This window comes from Pseudoalteromonas sp. BDTF-M6 (assembly GCF_018334135.1).
In the GTDB taxonomy this organism is placed as follows: Bacteria; Pseudomonadota; Gammaproteobacteria; order Enterobacterales; family Alteromonadaceae; genus Pseudoalteromonas.
The window spans coordinates 275864-293260 of sequence record NZ_JAGXTQ010000003.1 but is presented as its reverse complement, the minus strand read 5'-3'; the positions used below and the strand labels follow the sequence as shown (position 1 = coordinate 293260).

At 52.6% G+C, this 17397-nt stretch carries 14 protein-coding genes and 1 pseudogene; 9 read left to right on the top strand and 6 right to left on the bottom strand.

Translation table 11 applies throughout. From position 1 onward, the window contains the following. Positions 1 to 57: 57 nt before the first annotated feature. The gene (locus tag KD147_RS08510) at positions 58 to 963 is read left to right on the top strand and encodes an alpha/beta fold hydrolase (protein ID WP_212547529.1); all 906 of its coding nucleotides are present in this window, start codon (positions 58 to 60) and stop codon (positions 961 to 963) included. Here the strand turns inward: KD147_RS08510 and KD147_RS08505 are convergent. Both KD147_RS08505 and KD147_RS08500 read right to left on the bottom strand, forming a co-directional pair. Next, entirely contained in the window at positions 896 to 2389 is a 1494-nt protein-coding gene (locus KD147_RS08505; RefSeq protein WP_212547528.1) for a tetratricopeptide repeat-containing sulfotransferase family protein, read from the bottom strand. The genes KD147_RS08510 and KD147_RS08505 overlap by 68 nt on opposite strands. Positions 2390 to 2501: 112 nt before the next feature. Continuing rightward, positions 2502 to 5084 carry a TonB-dependent receptor plug domain-containing protein gene (locus tag KD147_RS08500; RefSeq protein WP_212547527.1) on the bottom strand — a complete coding sequence of 861 codons (2583 nt, stop codon included), beginning with the start codon at positions 5082 to 5084 and terminating at the stop codon, positions 2502 to 2504. A gap of 223 nt (positions 5085 to 5307) precedes the next feature. On the opposite strand from KD147_RS08500, the gene KD147_RS08495 reads away from it, so the two are divergent. Beyond that, on the top strand, positions 5308 to 5697 hold the full coding sequence (locus KD147_RS08495; protein ID WP_212547526.1) for a hypothetical protein: 390 nt from the start codon (positions 5308 to 5310) through the stop codon (positions 5695 to 5697). A 17-nt stretch (positions 5698 to 5714) separates the two neighbouring features. Here KD147_RS08495 and thpR read toward each other — a convergent pair whose 3' ends face one another. Then, a complete protein-coding gene (thpR, locus tag KD147_RS08490) occupies positions 5715 to 6248 on the bottom strand; it encodes an RNA 2',3'-cyclic phosphodiesterase (RefSeq protein ID WP_212547525.1) in 534 nt (177 codons plus the stop codon). Between the two features lie 71 nt (positions 6249 to 6319). On the opposite strand from thpR, the gene KD147_RS08485 reads away from it, so the two are divergent. Next, positions 6320 to 7690: a leucyl aminopeptidase family protein gene (locus KD147_RS08485; RefSeq protein ID WP_212547524.1), complete on the top strand. Its 1371-nt coding sequence runs from the start codon at positions 6320 to 6322 to the stop codon at positions 7688 to 7690. A 101-nt stretch (positions 7691 to 7791) separates the two neighbouring features. Here the strand turns inward: KD147_RS08485 and KD147_RS08480 are convergent, their stop codons facing one another. Next, positions 7792 to 8190, bottom strand: coding sequence for a SpoIIAA family protein (locus KD147_RS08480; protein WP_105254547.1), 399 nt, complete (start codon positions 8188 to 8190; stop codon positions 7792 to 7794). Positions 8191 to 8323: 133 nt separating this feature from the next. Then, positions 8324 to 9397: a ketoacyl-ACP synthase III gene (locus KD147_RS08475; protein WP_212547721.1), complete on the bottom strand. Its 1074-nt coding sequence runs from the start codon at positions 9395 to 9397 to the stop codon at positions 8324 to 8326. A gap of 211 nt (positions 9398 to 9608) precedes the next feature. Between KD147_RS08475 and KD147_RS08470 the strand changes: the two genes are divergently transcribed. The 4 genes and pseudogenes from KD147_RS08470 (at position 9609) to KD147_RS08455 (ending at position 13220) form a co-directional block, all read left to right on the top strand. After that, on the top strand, positions 9609 to 10928 hold the full coding sequence (locus KD147_RS08470; protein ID WP_212547523.1) for a metal-dependent hydrolase family protein: 1320 nt from the start codon (positions 9609 to 9611) through the stop codon (positions 10926 to 10928). After that, complete coding sequence (locus tag KD147_RS08465; protein ID WP_105254550.1) at positions 10915 to 11319, top strand: nuclear transport factor 2 family protein; 405 nt, start codon at positions 10915 to 10917, stop codon at positions 11317 to 11319. The genes KD147_RS08470 and KD147_RS08465 overlap by 14 nt, the downstream gene beginning before the upstream one ends. Positions 11320 to 11416: 97 nt before the next feature. Next, positions 11417 to 12685, top strand: a complete 1269-nt coding sequence (locus KD147_RS08460) for a sensor histidine kinase (RefSeq protein ID WP_212547522.1) — start codon at positions 11417 to 11419, stop codon at positions 12683 to 12685. A 14-nt stretch (positions 12686 to 12699) separates the two neighbouring features. Next, a pseudogene (locus KD147_RS08455) lies at positions 12700 to 13220 on the top strand (response regulator transcription factor). Positions 13221 to 13237: 17 nt separating this feature from the next. Here the strand turns inward: KD147_RS08455 and KD147_RS08450 are convergent. Further along, positions 13238 to 15265 carry a TonB-dependent receptor domain-containing protein gene (locus KD147_RS08450; protein WP_212547521.1) on the bottom strand — a complete coding sequence of 676 codons (2028 nt, stop codon included), beginning with the start codon at positions 15263 to 15265 and terminating at the stop codon, positions 13238 to 13240. A gap of 174 nt (positions 15266 to 15439) precedes the next feature. Here KD147_RS08450 and KD147_RS08445 point away from each other — a divergent pair, with 174 nt between their 5' ends. Continuing rightward, positions 15440 to 15844, top strand: coding sequence for a DUF1761 domain-containing protein (locus tag KD147_RS08445; protein WP_212547520.1), 405 nt, complete (start codon positions 15440 to 15442; stop codon positions 15842 to 15844). A 420-nt stretch (positions 15845 to 16264) separates the two neighbouring features. Beyond that, complete coding sequence (locus tag KD147_RS08440) at positions 16265 to 17317, top strand: DUF2804 domain-containing protein (protein WP_212547519.1); 1053 nt, start codon at positions 16265 to 16267, stop codon at positions 17315 to 17317. Positions 17318 to 17397: the final 80 nt, after the last annotated feature.

The following is a 17397-nucleotide window of genomic DNA, read 5'->3' as shown; positions in this document are numbered from 1 at the left end:
TGTTGACGTATATCGATACTGGTACGATGAGGTGAAAATAATAAAATGGGCCGAATTATGACCGACATTCAGCAGCAGTCGCTTTTTATTGACCTCAATGCCTCGCAGCAACTCCACCTGCGTTACATAGCAAAAGCCGATGCCTGTGGCCCATCCGTGTTTTTTATGCATGGCGCGGTAGAGAACGGCAAGATTTTCTACACCCACAGTAATAAAGGCCTCGCGCCATTTTTAGCGCGGCAGGGTTATCGCTGTTATGTGGCTGACTTGGCGGGACGAGGAGAGAGTAAACCGTCCATTGCCCGGGGGGCTGCCTATGGTCAGACCGAGGCCATCTGTGCCGAGATCCCTGCCTTTATCGATAAAATTACCGCTCACAGTGGTGAGTTTCCCCGCTTTTGGGTAGCCCATTCATGGGGCGGTGTGCTCTTTAACAGCGCCTTTGCTCGTTTTCCCGAATACGTCGAGCGGGTGAGTGCTTGCGCCTACTTTGGTTCCAAACGCTCGCTCTATAACCGTCATCTCGGTAAATTTATTAAGGGCAATTTAATCTGGTATTGGCTCGCCCCTAAATATGCGCAGAAACATGGCTATCTGCCGGCGCGCCAGCTTAAGTGGGGCAGCGATAATGAAACCATTAAGTCGCATTATCAGAGCATGCAGTGGGCCAAGATTTCGCCCTGGATCGACAGTGATGATGGCTTTGATTACGGCGCGGCGCTGCGGCACAAGGCTTTGCCACCGATTTTTCATATTGCCGGGGTCAAGGATAAGTCTCTTGCCCAGCCTATCGATATTAAGAAGTTTATGCAGGAGTCCGGAGTCGGGCTTCAGGAGTTAAAAATATATGGCCGCAAACATGGTCATCATCATGATTATGGCCACATCGATATGCTTACTCACCCTCAGGCAGTGCGGGATCAGTTTCAGGATGTCGTGACCTGGTTTGCACGACAGGGTTAAAGCAGCTTAAAAAAGCTTGTTCATAGTCTTTATAGGCGAGATTAGCGCCCTGGTACAGAGGTTGGCGCACCTGAACCCGACTTAAGGTGGTGACCGCCTCGCTGCTGTTGTGGTAATCAAGGCATTGCTCGGTGTAGACAATATCCAGCCAGGCGCATAGTTGGCGCAGCGTCTTCTCCGGGTGCTCGATTAACTGCTCATAATGCTGGGTATAAAGGCTGTCACCAATGCTCTGGCGCCAATGCTGCATCAGTCGCTCATAGCCTTCGTAATAGTCTTGCAGCTTATTCATATCGCAGAAAAAAGCTTCATTGGCGCCAAAATAGTGGCCAAACACCGACCAGGCCATGGGATAAAAACTGCGGCGCATGTCGATAAATAAGGCATTAGGGAACAGTGCCTTGATGGCGCCGATAGCCTGAAAGTTGGCCGGCAGCTTGTTAAGAATAAACTGCTGGCCCAACTGCTGCTTGGCGACTTCGTCTGCGTACATCTGCCTGAGTTTTGCGCGCATCTCAGTATTCAACTCGGCCATGCAGGCGGGGAATGGACGCTCTGTAACTGTGCTAAGGTAGGCCATAAGTTTGCCGCTAAAAACCTGGTTTTCACCTAGGCTTGCCACCTTAGGATGTTGGCACAGCATTTGTTCTAACAGGGTCGAACCACTTCTGGGCATGCCGACGATAAACACGGGTGTGAAACTGGCCTTAATCGCATCGCGCTGGGTGGCAATAAAATCGGCGCTAAACAAGGTCTTAATCTTATCAAGGTAGGAATCAAATCCCTTTTTGCTAAAGGCTGGGCATAGCTTGCCCTGTAACTTGTTGGCGAGGCGATAATGGGCGAAGGCTTGATTCTTATCGCCCGCCTTATGGTAGCTTTTACCTAAGGTGTAGTGGGCGACCACCTTGGCATGCTTATTTTGTGTGCCCCTGAGTAAGGTGTGCAGGTGGGCGATTCGCTCGTTGCCTAACGCCTCGGGGTCAAGGTGTGCCAGTTCATAATAAAGGTAAAGCGTGACGTCGTGATCCGGGCAGGCCAAACCACGCATAAGCGTCTGTTTTGCCTGTTCCATAAACCCATACACCAACTGATGCTGGGCCAAGCGATAAAAGGCTTCGCCATTATGCGGCGCGATCTTGCAGCAATAATCCAGGATGGCGTAGGCATCTTGTTGTTTTTTAAGGGCATCAAAGGCATCGGCAAGGGCAAAGAGTGGCTCCAATACCTTGGGCAAACGCTGACAGGCTTTTTGTAGCAGGTACACCGCCTGTGGATATTTCTCCAAACGCATGGCGATGCGGCCCAAGCCGAACCAGGCTTCACCCTGATTGGGGTTGGCCTCTAACAGCGACTTAAAATGAAACTCAGCTTGTTTTAATTTGTTTTCGCCAAGCAGTCTGTTGGCATGCGCGAGTACATTCATATTGTTTGTTTGCTGGTACGAGTAAATTCAACATAACGCTCGGCGGTTACGAGCGCAAGCATAAAAAAGCGGGCTGACGCCCGCAGTGTATAGTTAGGTTAAGACTCGAGCCTTAGAAGCTATAAGAAGCCTTCAGATAGTAGTAGCCGCCATTAAACCCATAGGGTGAAGTCTCATAAAACTTACCGCCCCATTGGTTATTTGGAATTCCGGTCTTATCTTCAAAGTCGAGTGGCTCGCCTTCTTCATCAAAGATGTTTTGTGCACCCAGAGACAGGTCGATGTTATCGTTAACATGGTAGGTCAACTCCATGTCGAAGGTCACTGTGGCATCGGCCATTTTCGCCGTGGCGTCATAGTCTACGTGCACACCCTGGTATTCACCATAATAGTTGGCGCGCACAAAACCTGAGATGGATTCCCATTGCTGTGCCCAGGTGGCGGTAGCACGATGGTTCGGCAGATCGTCTTCAAGACGGCTCACCTTGAAGCCACCGGTGATTTCACTAAAGCGCGTGACTTCGGTTTCATTCCAGTTGTAGGCAAGGCTAAAGGTAGAGGAGCCATTCAGTAGGTCGGTGCTGTAGTTGGCGACGATATCAACACCCTTGGTGGTGGTATCGAAGTCATTGGTAAAGAAGCTGACCTGCGCCAACTGTTCAACATTGGGTACGCCTGCTTCCCTTAGCCTTTGTCTGTCGTCATCGTCCAACTCGATTTTATCCGACTGACTGATGCGGTCTTCAACATCGATGTTGTAGTAATCCACCGTCAGGAAGAAATCGCCGTCCTGATACACCGCACCCAGGGTGTAGCTGTCGGACTCTTCCGGTTGCAGTTCTTCACCACCAAGCAATACGGCGATGGGGTTGGTCGGCGGCAGCAGGGCCGAGTCGACCAACACACCGCTGCTCAGGTTGGTCTGTACGTTACTAACATTGGCCTGGCCCACCGTGGGCGCCCTAAAGCCAGTGCTGAGTGAGCCGCGCAATGCCAACACATCGTTGATGGTGTAGTGGGCGGTGACCTTGTAGTTGGTGGTTGAGCCAAAGGTGTCGTAGTCTTCAAAACGCACCGCCCAGCCCATGAGTAGATCCTCGCTGAATAGGGTTTCTACGTCCACGTAAGCGGCATAGTTTCGGCGGGTAAACTCGCCGGCTTGTGACGGTTTAAAGCCAGGGAAGCCATTTGAGCCGATACTAAAGCCTTGATCGAAGAGCGGGCCAACCTCAAAGGACTGCTCGTCGCCGGAGATCACCGTAAAGGTTTCCTCACGCCATTCCAGGCCGCCGGCCAGGTTGGCATCGTCATACAGGCCCCAGTCAAAGGCTTTGCTGAGATCAAAGTTAAAGGTTTTTTCTAATTGCTCGTATTTACCAGGAGAGAAATCGCGTGGCGTATCCGGGCCCAATGAGGCGTTAATAGAGTCATAGAGGAAGTAACGTGAGGCATTGTAGCCCACCGAGGCGCTGGCATCGTAGAACCAGCCTTGTAACCAGCCATCGGTAAATTCACCTTTCACCCCTGCGGTTAGCGAGGTATCAACGACATTACCGCCAAAGTTAGGGGTGAAACCGCCGGGCAGCAACTCGTTAAAGGCGAAACAATCCGGGTTATTGGCAACGCGGTTAATGTATTCCGGGTTATCGAGCACGTTCTCATCAATAAGAATATCGGTAGGGCAGTTGCCGCTCATATCACCGGTTAAATCACCAACGAGTAGCGTCTGACCTTCATCCGGGGAGTAAACACCGGGGCGGGTGTGTGGGTTACGGTAGTAGAAACCGCCGCGAACGTCACGCTCGGAATAGTTACCGAACATATAGAATTCATCGTCCTTGCTCAGTTGCAGGCCGATATTACCAAACACAGTAATGTCGTCATCGATCTCCGGCGAGCCCCAAATCTGTGCCGGATCGGCGACATCTGGCACGCCTGCGGCCGCGAGTTTTTCCGCATCGTAATGTTGAACGCTGCGGCTGGTGGCGTCGGCGTTTTTATACTGGAAGCTAAAGTTAGCAAAACCATCATCGGTAAAGGGCAGGCCGATATTACCGGCAAGCTGGGTGGTATCGCCATCGCCCTCATAATACTGACCATGACGCAGCTCCAGGGTGCCCCCTTCGCTGGCGTCTTTAAGCACAAAGTTCATCACCCCAGCGATGGCATCTGAGCCGTATTGCGCCGCGGCACCATCACGTAGCACTTCCACCTGTTTTAGAGCGATGCTGGGAATAACCGAGATATCTGGGCCTTGGGCGCCATCATTGATACCACCACCTAAGAAGGCAATGACCGAGGCACGGTGGCGACGTTTACCATTTAACAGCACCAAGGTGCTGTCCGAAGGCAGGCCTCGAAGGTTAGCCGGGCGTACCAAGGTTGCGGCGTCGCTGATCGGGTTCCCATGTACGTTGAAAGAAGGCACACTGCCTTTTAGGACCTCCAGCATATCCGAGTTACCGGTTTTACCCAGCTCCTCGCCGCCGATGATATCCACGGGAACCGGTGAACTACCGATGGAGCGGGGCGCCGAGCGCGAACCGACTACTGCTATTTTTTCAATATTCTTGGTGTCTTCTGCTTTGGTATTGTCTTCGGCCAGTGCCGCAGTGCTGTGCAGAGCCGCTAAAGCGGATGTTGACAACAAGGCGCAGCGCACCGCCGTTTGTAACTTCCTGTACTTTAACTTCATGTTTCATCCCCCAGTCATATACAGATTTATGTTGCTTATAGTTATTGTGTACAAGTTATGTATACAGATCGTTAACATTAAATTCAACCAGGGGTTACAAAAGACTTGGGTATGATACTTTTTTATCCAAGGTAGGGGCAGATGTCGGTCCTCGGTTACGGGAGCTAGAGAAACGCGCGGAAGTATGTGACAATGCGCAATCAGATCCCTAATTAAAGACAGTATGCGAATCTATCGTTCGTTTCATCGTGCCCCACTGCGGGTACTTATGATTTCGCGGCGCCGACAAAAGCTGAAATTGCGCCGCGCCATGGTCACGCTAAAATGGGCTCTTGCCCAAGAGCGGCAAGAAACAAGGGAAATGCTCGATATCTATAAGCGCTACACCAAGGGACAGGCGTCTAAACAAGACTTACAGGTAGCCAATAAACAATTTGTCGATATTCTTAAAGGCCTCGGCCTAGGGGTGTTTGCCGTGCTGCCGTTTGCACCTATTACCATTCCTCTGGTGGTCAAAATTGCGCACATGGTTGGCGTCGATATCCTGCCTAGCTCCTTTAGCCACCCCAAACCGCCAAAAGCCAAAGCAGACAACAAGCCTAAAGACGATTGACCGCGGCCAAGGCTGGGTTAGCGACAGGCAAACTCGGCAAGTGGTAAATACACCAGTCCCTGGTCGTCACGGGTCGAGTGATACAGGGTGAAATGGTCAATCTCTAGTTGCAGTGGTGTTATCGGGCTATCGACGACAGGTGGCCTTTTAAGGTTGCGTGCCAGGGTGACATGAGGGCGATAACGCGCGTGTTGGTCCTCGATCTGTTGCTGCCTGGCCAGGGCTTTAAGGTCGCCAGCCAGATTCAACAGGCCAGGGTCGGGGGAGCTGGGTCGCAGGTGGAAGAGGCCGTTGTGTGGCCAGTAGTCATACTCATCCAAGCTTAAGGAAAAACGAGGTACCACCAAGTCGCCAGCATCCTTGATCAATTGCTGCGCCTGGGTGTGTTCAACCTGACCGATAAACATCAAGGTTAAATGCCAGTTACGGCACTGCGTTGGCGCCTTGCTGAGGGAAACATGGCGGTTTAACCAGTGATTGATGTGCTGTTTGTGCTCGGTGCTTAGCCCCAAGGCAAAAAACAGCCGACGTGCTTGCTCGCTAGGTCCCATGGCTTGGCTATATCATTTACTTTTTTAACTTGATATCCTGCTTATTATCAGTAATAAAAAGTGAGTCCGCAATGAATTTACTCATCAATAAACCTCGTCTCGACACCGCCTTAATCCCACTTTTCGTTTTTGACCAACAAGGCTGCGACGCTTGGTGTGCCGAGCAAGATGACTTTACCCGTACCTGGGTGGCCCGCTCACTGCAACAGCAACCCGGTCTTTGTGTGCTACCAAACCCTGAAAACGGCGAGCCGCAAAGTGCTATTCTGGTGGCCGCCGATGTCTCAGATATGTGGGCTGCAGGCGATATTATTGGCAAATTACCCAAGGGTGATTATCAACTACAAAATACCGCGAACGAGCGTGATATTGCCCTGGGTTTTGTGCTTGGTGGTTATCAATTTAGCGGTTATAAACAAATTCAGCAGCCGCAGGCGCGCTTATTGATCGGCGACTCAGCCTTATACGATGAATTAGTGGCCTTAGTAGAGTCAACGCAGCTGGTGCGCGATTTGGTCAACACACCAGCTGCCGACATGATGCCACAGCATCTGAGCGAAGTAATGAGCGATCTGGCGCAACGTTTTGACGGTGAATTCAGTCAGTGGATAGGCGATGAGCTGCTAGAGCAAAACTATCCCACCATTCACCTCGTTGGCCGCGCCAGTGAGAATAAGCCGCGATTACTCGATTTACGCTGGGGCAAAAAGGATGCGCCCAAGATTACCTTAGTCGGTAAGGGCGTGTGTTTTGACTCGGGTGGTTTGGACTTAAAACCTGCCGCCGGTATGCGCTTAATGAAAAAAGACATGGGCGGCGCCGCTCATGTTATTGGTCTGGCGAACCTGATCATGGCCATGGGTCTTAATATTCAACTGCGTGTATTGGTTCCTGCGGTGGAAAACGCGGTCTCACGCAATGCGTTTCGCCCGGGCGATGTGGTAAAAACCCGCAAGGGCCTGACCGTGGAAATAGATAATACCGATGCCGAAGGTCGTTTGGTGTTATGTGACGCTTTGGATGAGGCGCAACAGGATGAGCCGGATATGATCATCGACTTTGCTACTCTGACCGGCGCCATGCGTATTGCCTTGGGGACCGAACTGCCGGGCTTCTTTAGTAACGATGACGCTGTGGCCGAGGCCCTGACTCAAGCCGGTGAGCAAAGCCAAGATCCGGTGTGGCGCATGCCATTGTTCGCCCAGTACAAAAATCTCATGAAAAGTGAAGTGGCAGATTTAACCAACTGTGCACCGGGTCCATTCGGTGGCGCCATAACCGCGGCATTATATCTGCAGGAGTTTATCGACGCCAAAACCCCTTGGGTGCACTTTGATGTGATGGCTTGGAATGTGCGTGCGCTGCCCGGCCGTCCAGTGGGCGGTGAAGCCTTTGGCATTCGCGCCGTATACACCATGCTCGCAGAAAAATACGGGCGCTAGGATTTAATCACCCGACGTCAGCTTACCTCGAGCCGCTTTTGCGGCTCGTTTTTTATACCAACTGTGTTAAGTATGTGATTGGCTATTTAAGTGAATTGGTATTATTCCCCTTCGGACTCGTCCTCGGGCTCATTGAGCCAGGCTCTGGCCGCATCACCATCGGAAAAGTACTTTACCTCGCCGCTGGTAAACCAATTGGCGATGCGCGCCGCGTAATCCTGCCAGTCGTGACGGCCATAAAAGGCGATACGGCGAAATTGATGTCTGTGGGCAATACCAAGTTTAAAGTCATCCCACAGGGCATGTGCGGTAAAGCCTTCTAATTCACTGGCGTCGATAAACACATCGACGATGCGCTCATCCAATCCCTTCAGGGCATCATCAAACATCGGGGTGATCACTTCATAGTCGTGATGATCTAACTTGCCGACTATCACCATGGAGATGTAAAAACGCGCTTTGGTGCGCTCTATACCTATGTGTAAACCATGACGTTGCATTTGCTGACCCTTATTGCGTGCTTAGGTGTTTATTTAACATAGCAAAGGGTGGTGATAACGCCGATGATGTAGCGCAAATAAAGTGCAAAAAACAGTCAAGGCCGCTATGGCGGCCTTGAAGTGAGGCGGGAAGTTAGCTTTCTTGCTGGCAGGCTGCAACGGCGTCGGCGATAAGCTCGAGGCCTGTTTGTAGGCAAGGAGGTAACTCGGCGTTACTTTCGCGCACGGGCGTGACCCTTTGACCCCATTTAATGTAACTGGCCGCCCAGGTTAACCCGGCACCAAAGGCCGCCGACATAATGTTGGCACCCGGCTTTATCATGCCGCGCTCTACCGCTTCACACAGGGCGATGGCAATGGTGGCCGCCGAGGTGTTGCCATATTCATCGATATTGACCATCACCTTTTCGTCATCGACTTTAAGGCGCTGTTGAATGGCCTGGATAATGCGCAGGTTAGCCTGATGCGGTACCAGTACATCAATGTCATCCAGGCTCAGTTGCGCCTGATTCAGCACGTCATCGCAGGCGCCACTCATGCCTTTGACCGCACGCTTGAAAATTTCCGGACCGACAAAGTGCAGTTCTGAACCGCCAATGGCTTCGTACTTATTGATGTTCGAGCCAAAGTTGTCGATGTGCAGGATGCTGCGATCCGAGCTGTCGCAGCCGGATTTACTGGCCAATAAACCAAGCGGTTGCTCGCTTGCTTCAAGCACCACGGCACCGGCGCCATCACCAAAGAGCACGGCGCTATCACGGCGGGCCCAGTTGATATACCAGCTCATTCGCTCGGCGGCGACAACCACGGCGCGTTTGATCATCCCAGCCTGAATTTGTGCGGTGGCCATTTGCAGAGCATACAAAAAGCCCGAACATGCGGCGTTACTGTCGCAGGCCGCGGCACCGGTAGCACCAAGACGTTGCTGTACCTCAGACGCGGTGTTCGCCACAACCGTACTCGGGGTACAGGTGGCGACTAACAACAGGTCCAGCTCTGTCGCATCCAGACCGGCACAGTCTAGGGCACGTTGCGCCGCTACGGTGGCCATTTCGGCGGTGCTTACGTGGCTCACATGGCGCGCTTTAATACCGGTGCGTGAGCTGATCCATTCATCGGAGGTATCGACGACGGTGGCAATATCCTGATTGCTGATTCGAGCCGGTGGGACACACTTTCCCCAGCCGGTGATCTCTGCATAATGCATATAAAATCCTAGTAGTTGCTGCATTGGCGACAGCTTTTCTCAGCTGGCCCGATGTCTTTGCTATGTAGCTGCTTTATATCAAACTGAACCTGTTTGGTCGAGTTCTACTAGCACCTGGGGCGAAAGTATGTTCTGTTAATGTTATGTATATCATGCTTAGCCACTGTGGCTTGCTAAACACAAAATAAAAATAACGGAGCCTAGGTAAACGATGAAACAGACCCTGATAGCATCCCTGATAACGCTGGTAGCGGGCACCCTAGCCGCTGCCCCCGCAGCGGCACAAACGACGCTTATCCATGCCGGCGAGTTGCTCAAGTCCGCAGATGCCAAGGTATTAAAGGCCCAAACCATAGAAATTAAGGAGGGTCGGGTGCAAGGGCTGCATCAGGGTTATGTCGATGCCGCCGAACTTGGTCTAAATAATGCCAAGGTTGTTGATTTAAAAGATAAATTTGTGTTGCCAGGGATGGTGGACTTGCATGTTCACCTGACCTTCGAGCGTGACCCCAAGGCCAACCCCCATCGTATGCTTAATGAAGTAGAGGCGGATCAGGCACTGCGGGCCGTGGCCTATTTACGCAAGACCGTCGAAGCCGGATTTACCACGGTACGGGATTTGGGCGGTAACAATAAGGTGATTTTCCCACTCCAGCGTGCGGTTAAGCAGGGCACCTTGGTGGGGCCGCGTATCATTGCCGCCGGTGAAGCGGTTACGCCAACCGGCGGGCATGGCGACATGCATGGCTACCGCCAGGAAATTCTCGATGCCTTTGCCCCACGTATGGGCGTCTGTGATGGTGCCGATGACTGTACCCGGGCCGTACGTGAGTTGGTCAAAGGGGGCGCCGAGGTGATCAAAATCACCGCCACCGGCGGGGTGCTCAGCAATACCAAGGCGGGGCTGAATCAGCAACTAACCGATGCTGAGCTCGCGTCCATAGTGAAAACCGCCCACAATCTCGGCCGTCCGGTGACCGCCCACGCTCATGGCGCCGGTGGCATCGCCGCGGCCTTGCGAGCCGGGGTGGACTCAGTTGAGCACGGCTCCTACCTCAATGAGGAAACCATCGGTTTATTTAAACGTACCGGCGCCTATCTGGTACCGACCTTGTTGGCCGGGGTGACGGTGACCGAGGAGGTTAACAATAACCCAGCGCTGCCCGCAGCCATTGTCGAAAAGGTGAAAACCGTGGGGCCCGTGGTTAAAGACTCGTTTCAACAGGCCCTGGCGAAAAAGGTGAATATTGCCTTTGGCACCGACTCAGGGGTGTCGCGTCATGGCGATAATGCCAAGGAATTTGCGCTCTTGGTCGATTATGGAATGAGCCCTCGCCAGGCCCTGGCAACCAGCCTGACCCATGCGCCTAAGGTGTTGAATATGGAGCATGAAGTTGGCAAATTGGCGCCCGGCTACTACGCTGATGTTATTGCCTTAGATAAATCGCCGCTGAACGATATCGACCAGTTGACGGCGGTTCGTTTCGTTATGCAGCAAGGAAAAGTCATTCGCCACCATGAACAAGATTAAAGCGCAGTTATTTGAGCACCTGATCGAGCTTGAACGCTCCTTGATGCGTGAAGATGTGCGTGCCGATGCGGCGCGCCTGAACGCCTTAATTGACGATGATTTTATTGAGGTGTCCTCGGATGGGAAGCGTTTCAACAAGGCGAATGTGCTTGAGCGCCTGCCCAAGGAGCAGTCGAAAAGCCGCAAGCCACTTTTTCATAATCAGGATTTTGTTGGCCGTATGCTCAGTGACACCGTGGTGCAGCTCTATTATCGCAGCGCCCTGCGGCGCATTCGGGGCGGGCAGTGGCATTTTTCCTCGCGTATGTCTTTGTGGCGTTTGGATGGCGAACAACAATGGCGGGTGGTGTATCACCAAAGCACGCCGTGCGAATCATTTCCCCTGGAATAATTGCCGTGTACAGCCCCTCGGGGCCAGCGCTGTGCTTTCTTAGTGGCGCCGAAATAAGTACAATAGGGCCTATTATTCCCCCTAATCGTTAACGCTTTTGAACCTGCTCTTACAGTCCAGCATTAGCCGTGTATTGCTGCTTCGCAGCCTGGCTATCGTGGTGCAGTTTGTCGCCGTACTGATCTGTCATTTCCTTCTTGAGTTAGACTTGGCGTTACCGTCGCTGTTAAGCGTGATCGCGCTGGAGTCTGTCTTTCAGTTGCTCAGTGTTTGGTTGCTGCGTCGTCGTATTCGCCGTAACGAGCGAGTGGGTTCGCTGAGCATCGTCTGGCAACTGCTGGCGGATATTTTCTTTTTGAGTCTTTTACTGGCGTTCAGTGGCGGCGCCACCAATGCCTTTGTGTCGCTGCTGTTGCTGCCCATTATGATAGCGGCGGTGACCTTGCCGGTGCGCCATACCATGATGATCACCGCCGTGGCCATCGCCGTCTACAGTGGCTTAATGCTGATGTTGCCCGAACATCAGGGGACCCACCATATGGCGCAAATGCGCAGTCACTTTATAGCCATGTGGGTGAACTTTGTGATCAGTGCTTTGGTTGTGGCCACCCTAGTCAGCGCCTTGGCCCGAACCCTGGCTCGGCAACAAAAGGCCATGGCCACCAACAGAGAAGAACAAATGCGTGCCGAGCAGTTATTGGCCTTGGGTAATGCGGCGGCGCAGGCAACCCATCAGTTAGCCACGCCCCTTGGCAGCCTTGCGCTGTTACAAGAAGAGTTGGCCGAGTTGACGGCCCAAGACAAAGGCCTAGCGCCCGTGGTCTCTGAGCTTGGGGTGCCGATTAAACAGTGCCAGCAGCAACTCAACCTGTTTCGCCAGCGCGCCGGCCAGCTGCGGGCAGCGCAAGAATCACAAGGCGGTCATTATTTTTGTTGCCTCGGTGACTTACTCAGCGAGATACAGCAGGCCTTTGCCTTGCAGTTTCCCGCTCAGCGATTGGTTTGTAATGGGTTTGATGGCCTTAAAGCTCAAAGGTTACGCTCGGATCCCTTACTCAGCGCGGCGTTTTTAAATCTCTTGGCCAACGCGGTGCGAGCCAATGAATTGGTACAGCAAACCAGCATACACATGACTATCAAGGTCGATAACGACGAAAGCCATTGGCGGATTGAAGATTTGGGTGGCGGTTTTAACAGTGAACATCTGGCTTCCCTTGGCTCGGCGGTGATGGCCAGCGCTCACGGCTTAGGTGTAGCGCTGTGGCTTTCCAATGCAACCATAGAAAGGGTGGGCGGGCGTTTGGCACTGGGCAACGTCGCACAGGGCGCCTGTATCGATGTATTTATTCCCATGGTGAGGGGCTAGCAAAGGGGCGAACAATGAAGTTACTGTTAATTGAAGATGACGCGGTTTTCGCGCAAACCCTGTGCCGACGTTTACGTCCCCATGTGCAAAGTCGGAGCATGCCCAAGGCGTTGACACCGCGCTCTTGCAGGCTCGGCAACTGCGTCCCAGCCATATTATTTTAGATATGCATCTAGACAACGAATCTGGGCTGCAACTGCTGCCAGCTTTGCGCGCGATTGTGCCACAGGCGCGTATTATTCTTCTCACCGGGTTTGCCAGCATCGCCACTGCGGTGCAGGCGGTCAAGCTTGGCGCCGATGATTACCTGGCCAAACCGGCCTCATTGGCAATGATCTTGGCGGCCTTGCACGATAAGGCCTTCTCTTGTGAAGTGGAAATCGAGGCGGTGATGTCGCCAGAGCGGCTTGAGTGGGAACATATTCAAACCGTGCTGGCACGTAATGACGGTAATATTTCGCAAACCGCGCGTCAGTTGAACATGCATCGGCGCACCCTGCAGCGCAAATTGCAGAAAAAACCGGTCCTAGGCTAGGGCCGGTTAATTGTCGCTTACAGGGAGAAGGCAACACCCAGGTGCACTGTACGCCCAGCCGCGTTCAGGCGTTGACCCAGGCCAATATCCCCCTCAGCTACCCGATTGATGCCATTTAAGTGTGGCGCATACTGCTTATCGAACAGATTATCTAGGCGGGCATGCAGTTGCCAATGCGCACTCAGGTTATAATTGAGCGCCATATCGACGACCCCATAGCCGCGGCTTTTTTGCTCGTCGTTATAGCGCGAAACCTTGTTTTGCGCCCGAGCCACACGCCAATGGGCCTGAAGCCCATACTCGCCTTGATCAAACCCCAGACTCAATTGGCCATTTAGGGGAGCAATACGGTACAGGTTGTCCTTAATATCATCTTGGCGTTGGCCTCGTACATAACTGAGCATTCCCTGCAGAGACCAGTGCCCGTCAAGGTGATAGACCGCGGTCATGTCTGCGCCATAGAGGCGAGCGTCGATATTGCTAAATTGCAATGCATCTTGAGAGGACATCATGTTCGCAACCATATTGACCTGGTGATCCTGGCTCGGTATGCCCTGAATATAATCGTCGACCTGCTGCACAAACACCTGGGGTTTGAATGATAACCTGTGGCTTTGGTAGACCAAGCCGAGGTTGAATTGATAGGCGGTCTCTTCTTTTAGGTTGATATTACCCACATAGGTGCGGCCATCGCCAAGGCCTCCGGTGCTTTGCATGGGCAGCCAGAGATAACGGGCCTGGTACTGAGGCGCTCGTTGCTTCATGGCAAGGGCGGAATCCAGGTAAATTTGCCGGTGCAGCCGATAGCGATTATTAAGCACCAGATCCACAGTGAGATCGTCAACCGCTTTGTCTGCCTGATTAAAGCCTTGTTGCAGTGCGGCTACACCGGGCATCATCATGGCCATGGACGAGCCAACCACTCCCGAGTCGGCAGAGTTGGTCTTGACGCGAGCGCCGAAACTGCCGGACAAGGCGCCTCTGTCATACTTGTATTCAGCGAAGAGGCTATGGCGACGATCGCGCACCTTATTGAAGTTGGTGACAAAAAACATCGCCTGATTGGGGTTTTTAATATCGGCATCATGGCGGCTTAGACTGGCGTCATACCCCCAAAGCCAAGCGCCCGAGCGAATATGGGCATAGAGGCTAATACTTGTGCTTTGCGCATGGGTGTAACGGGCCTTAGTTTGCTCACTGAGGGGGCGCTGTTGATAATTATCCATGCCATGGTCGCCATCTTGATAGCCCACGCCCCATGTCAGTTCAATGTCACTAAGCTCATGCTCAGCCGCTAGTTCATAGCGCCAGGTATCAACGTAATCTATGTCCATGGGGAGTGCCGCGGTGCCGCTTTGTCGGGTGTCGGTTCTGTGCACATTGGCATGTATTTGGCCGCGCTCCAGCGCCAAGGTGGTGAGCAAGCCATACCGATTGCGTTTATAGTCGCTGTTGGCGATAAGGCCGCCACTGCTGCGTTGCTCGTCGCTTTGGTGGCGTTCGCCATAGCTCAGCCAGGCAAACTCTGAGTTTCCAGCGCCAAGTATCAGGCCAGCGTTAAGGCCTTGCTTATTGTTGTTGAACTGACTCTGGGCACTGAGCTGCATCGGAGCGTCTAAATCGGGCTGGCGTAGATTAACCTCAATGGCACCACCTAGGGTGTCTATGCCCGCGCGCACCGGAGCAATACCGCGATATATCTGCATATCTTCGATGACTAGGGTGGACGCGTAACTCAAGGGGGTGTCCATGGCATTAGGGCCTGCACCGGCTAAGGTCAGGCCGTTATTACTCACATCGACGCGCTCGGCAAACATGCCGCGGTACTGAGCAATGCCGCTCAAGGGGCCGTTACGGTTAACGCCAGCGCCGACAACATGGTCAAGCCAGTTGCTGCTGTCAACGCTAAACCGCTGGGCAGGAACCGGGGTTAGTTGGGCGTGGCTCTCGCTGCGATGACCTTGGACAGTGATCACTTCCAAGGCGCTACTCAGTGGTGAGAAAAGGGCGCTAAAGAGCAGCGCCAAAGGCGTTTTATAGGGCATGATTATTTCGGCTGAAGGTAATATCTGGCGCTTATTTTCAGCGAGTTACCATACCAAGACCAGGTTTAGGGGCATTTGTGCGACATTATGTCGCAGCCGCGCTCAGGGCCACAATTTTGCCGCTAAGCGGATCGCAGGCTACGCTTAAGCAAACAGTGGCCGGTGGGCTTAATTATGAATTTTGCAGAGTTTAACTTTTACGCGGTGCTCTTGGCCGCCGTCGCAACATTTTTTCTGGGCGGTTTATGGTATTCGCCCTTGATGTTTAAAACCGCCTGGCTCGATGGCTGTGGCTTAACCGACGTGGACTTGGCACAGGCTTCCATGGGTAAGGTCTTTACCTTGGCCTTTCTCCTTTCCTTGGTAGCGGCCTTTGTGTTTGCCTTGTTCTTAGGACCCAAGCCCGAGCTAGGCTTTGCCGTTGGTGCCGGATTTGCTGCTGGCTTGTGTTGGGTGGCGACCTCTTTTGGTATCAGCTATCTCTTCGAACAAAGACCGTTAAAGTTATTTTTGGTTAACGGCGGCTATCATACCTTGCAATTTACCCTGATTGGTTTGATCTTAGGCTTATGGCATTAGTGCGTTACTTTGCCCCATAACCCCGAGTTTATTAAGGGTTTTCTCTGAGGCTGTAACGGGTTAGAGTTTACACTCAACAATTCCACTGAACTGTTACGGTTGTCACCTTGGCAACTGGCCGGCAAATTAGGGTCTGTTGACCTTTGTTGTTTGTTTCTGCAGCAGTTTGTAGTGTATTTATACAAGGCGGCACATGTGTGGTGTAGTTATTCTACATAAACATGTAACAACACAGTAGAAATGCGCTACAAGCGCTGCCCTACGGGTTCATCTCAACGCATCCTGCTCTGTGTTACTCGCTATGAACATAGAATGACTATGCATCATAACGAGCGTCGTGATCAGAATGCGTTTAGATTGAACATAAAGTAAACCGCAAAGATAAACAGACCCTAGTCACAGCTTAAAAGAATAACAAGGATGGACATGGATATTCACCGCGAGTCCCAATTACCTCAGGCAGGCCCAAAAAGCCTGATTTGCGAGTCGGGCAGGGTGCTTTTTGGTCACTTCGATGGCCCGGTTCAATCCTTGGGGGTTGAGCACTTTCGCTACATCAATGCGATGGACAAACCCCATGGTTCGCTGGCGCGGCGCTTTCATTTTAAGCAATTCCAGTTTGTTTCTGTGTGCACTTCCAGGTTCCTTCTTGGCGTGGCCCTTGCCGATATTCGCTATGCCGCCTCTGGCTTTTGCTATCTCTATGATATTGAAGCTAATAAGCTGGTGGAAACCAGCTGGCTTAAGCCCCTGGCGTTGGGCTGCATCATGGCGCCTTCTCCGTGGGATGGATACTCCCGGTTGGGCGGCAAAAAGGGGCAGATCAGCATGGAAATTAAGGCCGGGGTCTGGCAATTGCGTATAGCCACCGAGCAGATCGACGCCGCTCTAACCCTGGTACCGCCATTAAATAGCCTGCCCATGGCCATGTGTAACCCCACAGGTTACAGCGGCTGGACCTATACTCAGAAACACAATGCCTTGGGAGTCGAGGGTTCACTAATTATCAACCAAGAACCCCTAGCTCTGGATGAGGCGCTGGCAGGCTATGATTTTTCTGCCGGTTTTATGCGCCGGGAAACCAGCTGGCGCTGGGCCAGCATCAACGGCCGTATCCAAGGAGCCTTATTTGGCCTAAACCTGGCCGCCGGGGTCAATGAAACCGGTTGCAATGAGAATGTGTTCTGGATTAATGGACAGCGGCACTTACTTGGCCCGGTACAGTTTGATTTTACCCGGGAAAGGTCAGGGCACACGAGCCGAGAATGGCGAATAAGCTCCCTGGATGGCAAGGTCGATTTAACGTTTCACCCCCTGAATAAGCGCCAGGAGCGCTTGAACCTGTGGTTATTAAAAAGCAACTTTCGCCAGTATATCGGCTATTTCGATGGCGCGATTGAAGATGCCTCGGGGCGGGTGCATCGCCTCGAAAAGGTTCTAGGTTTAACGGAAGACCACTTTGCCCTGTGGTAGTGATGCAAACGCGTTGCAAAGCCGTTAAAGCCCGCTGGATAGGGCGCCTCATTGGCCTAGCCCGTGCTTAAAATGTTACA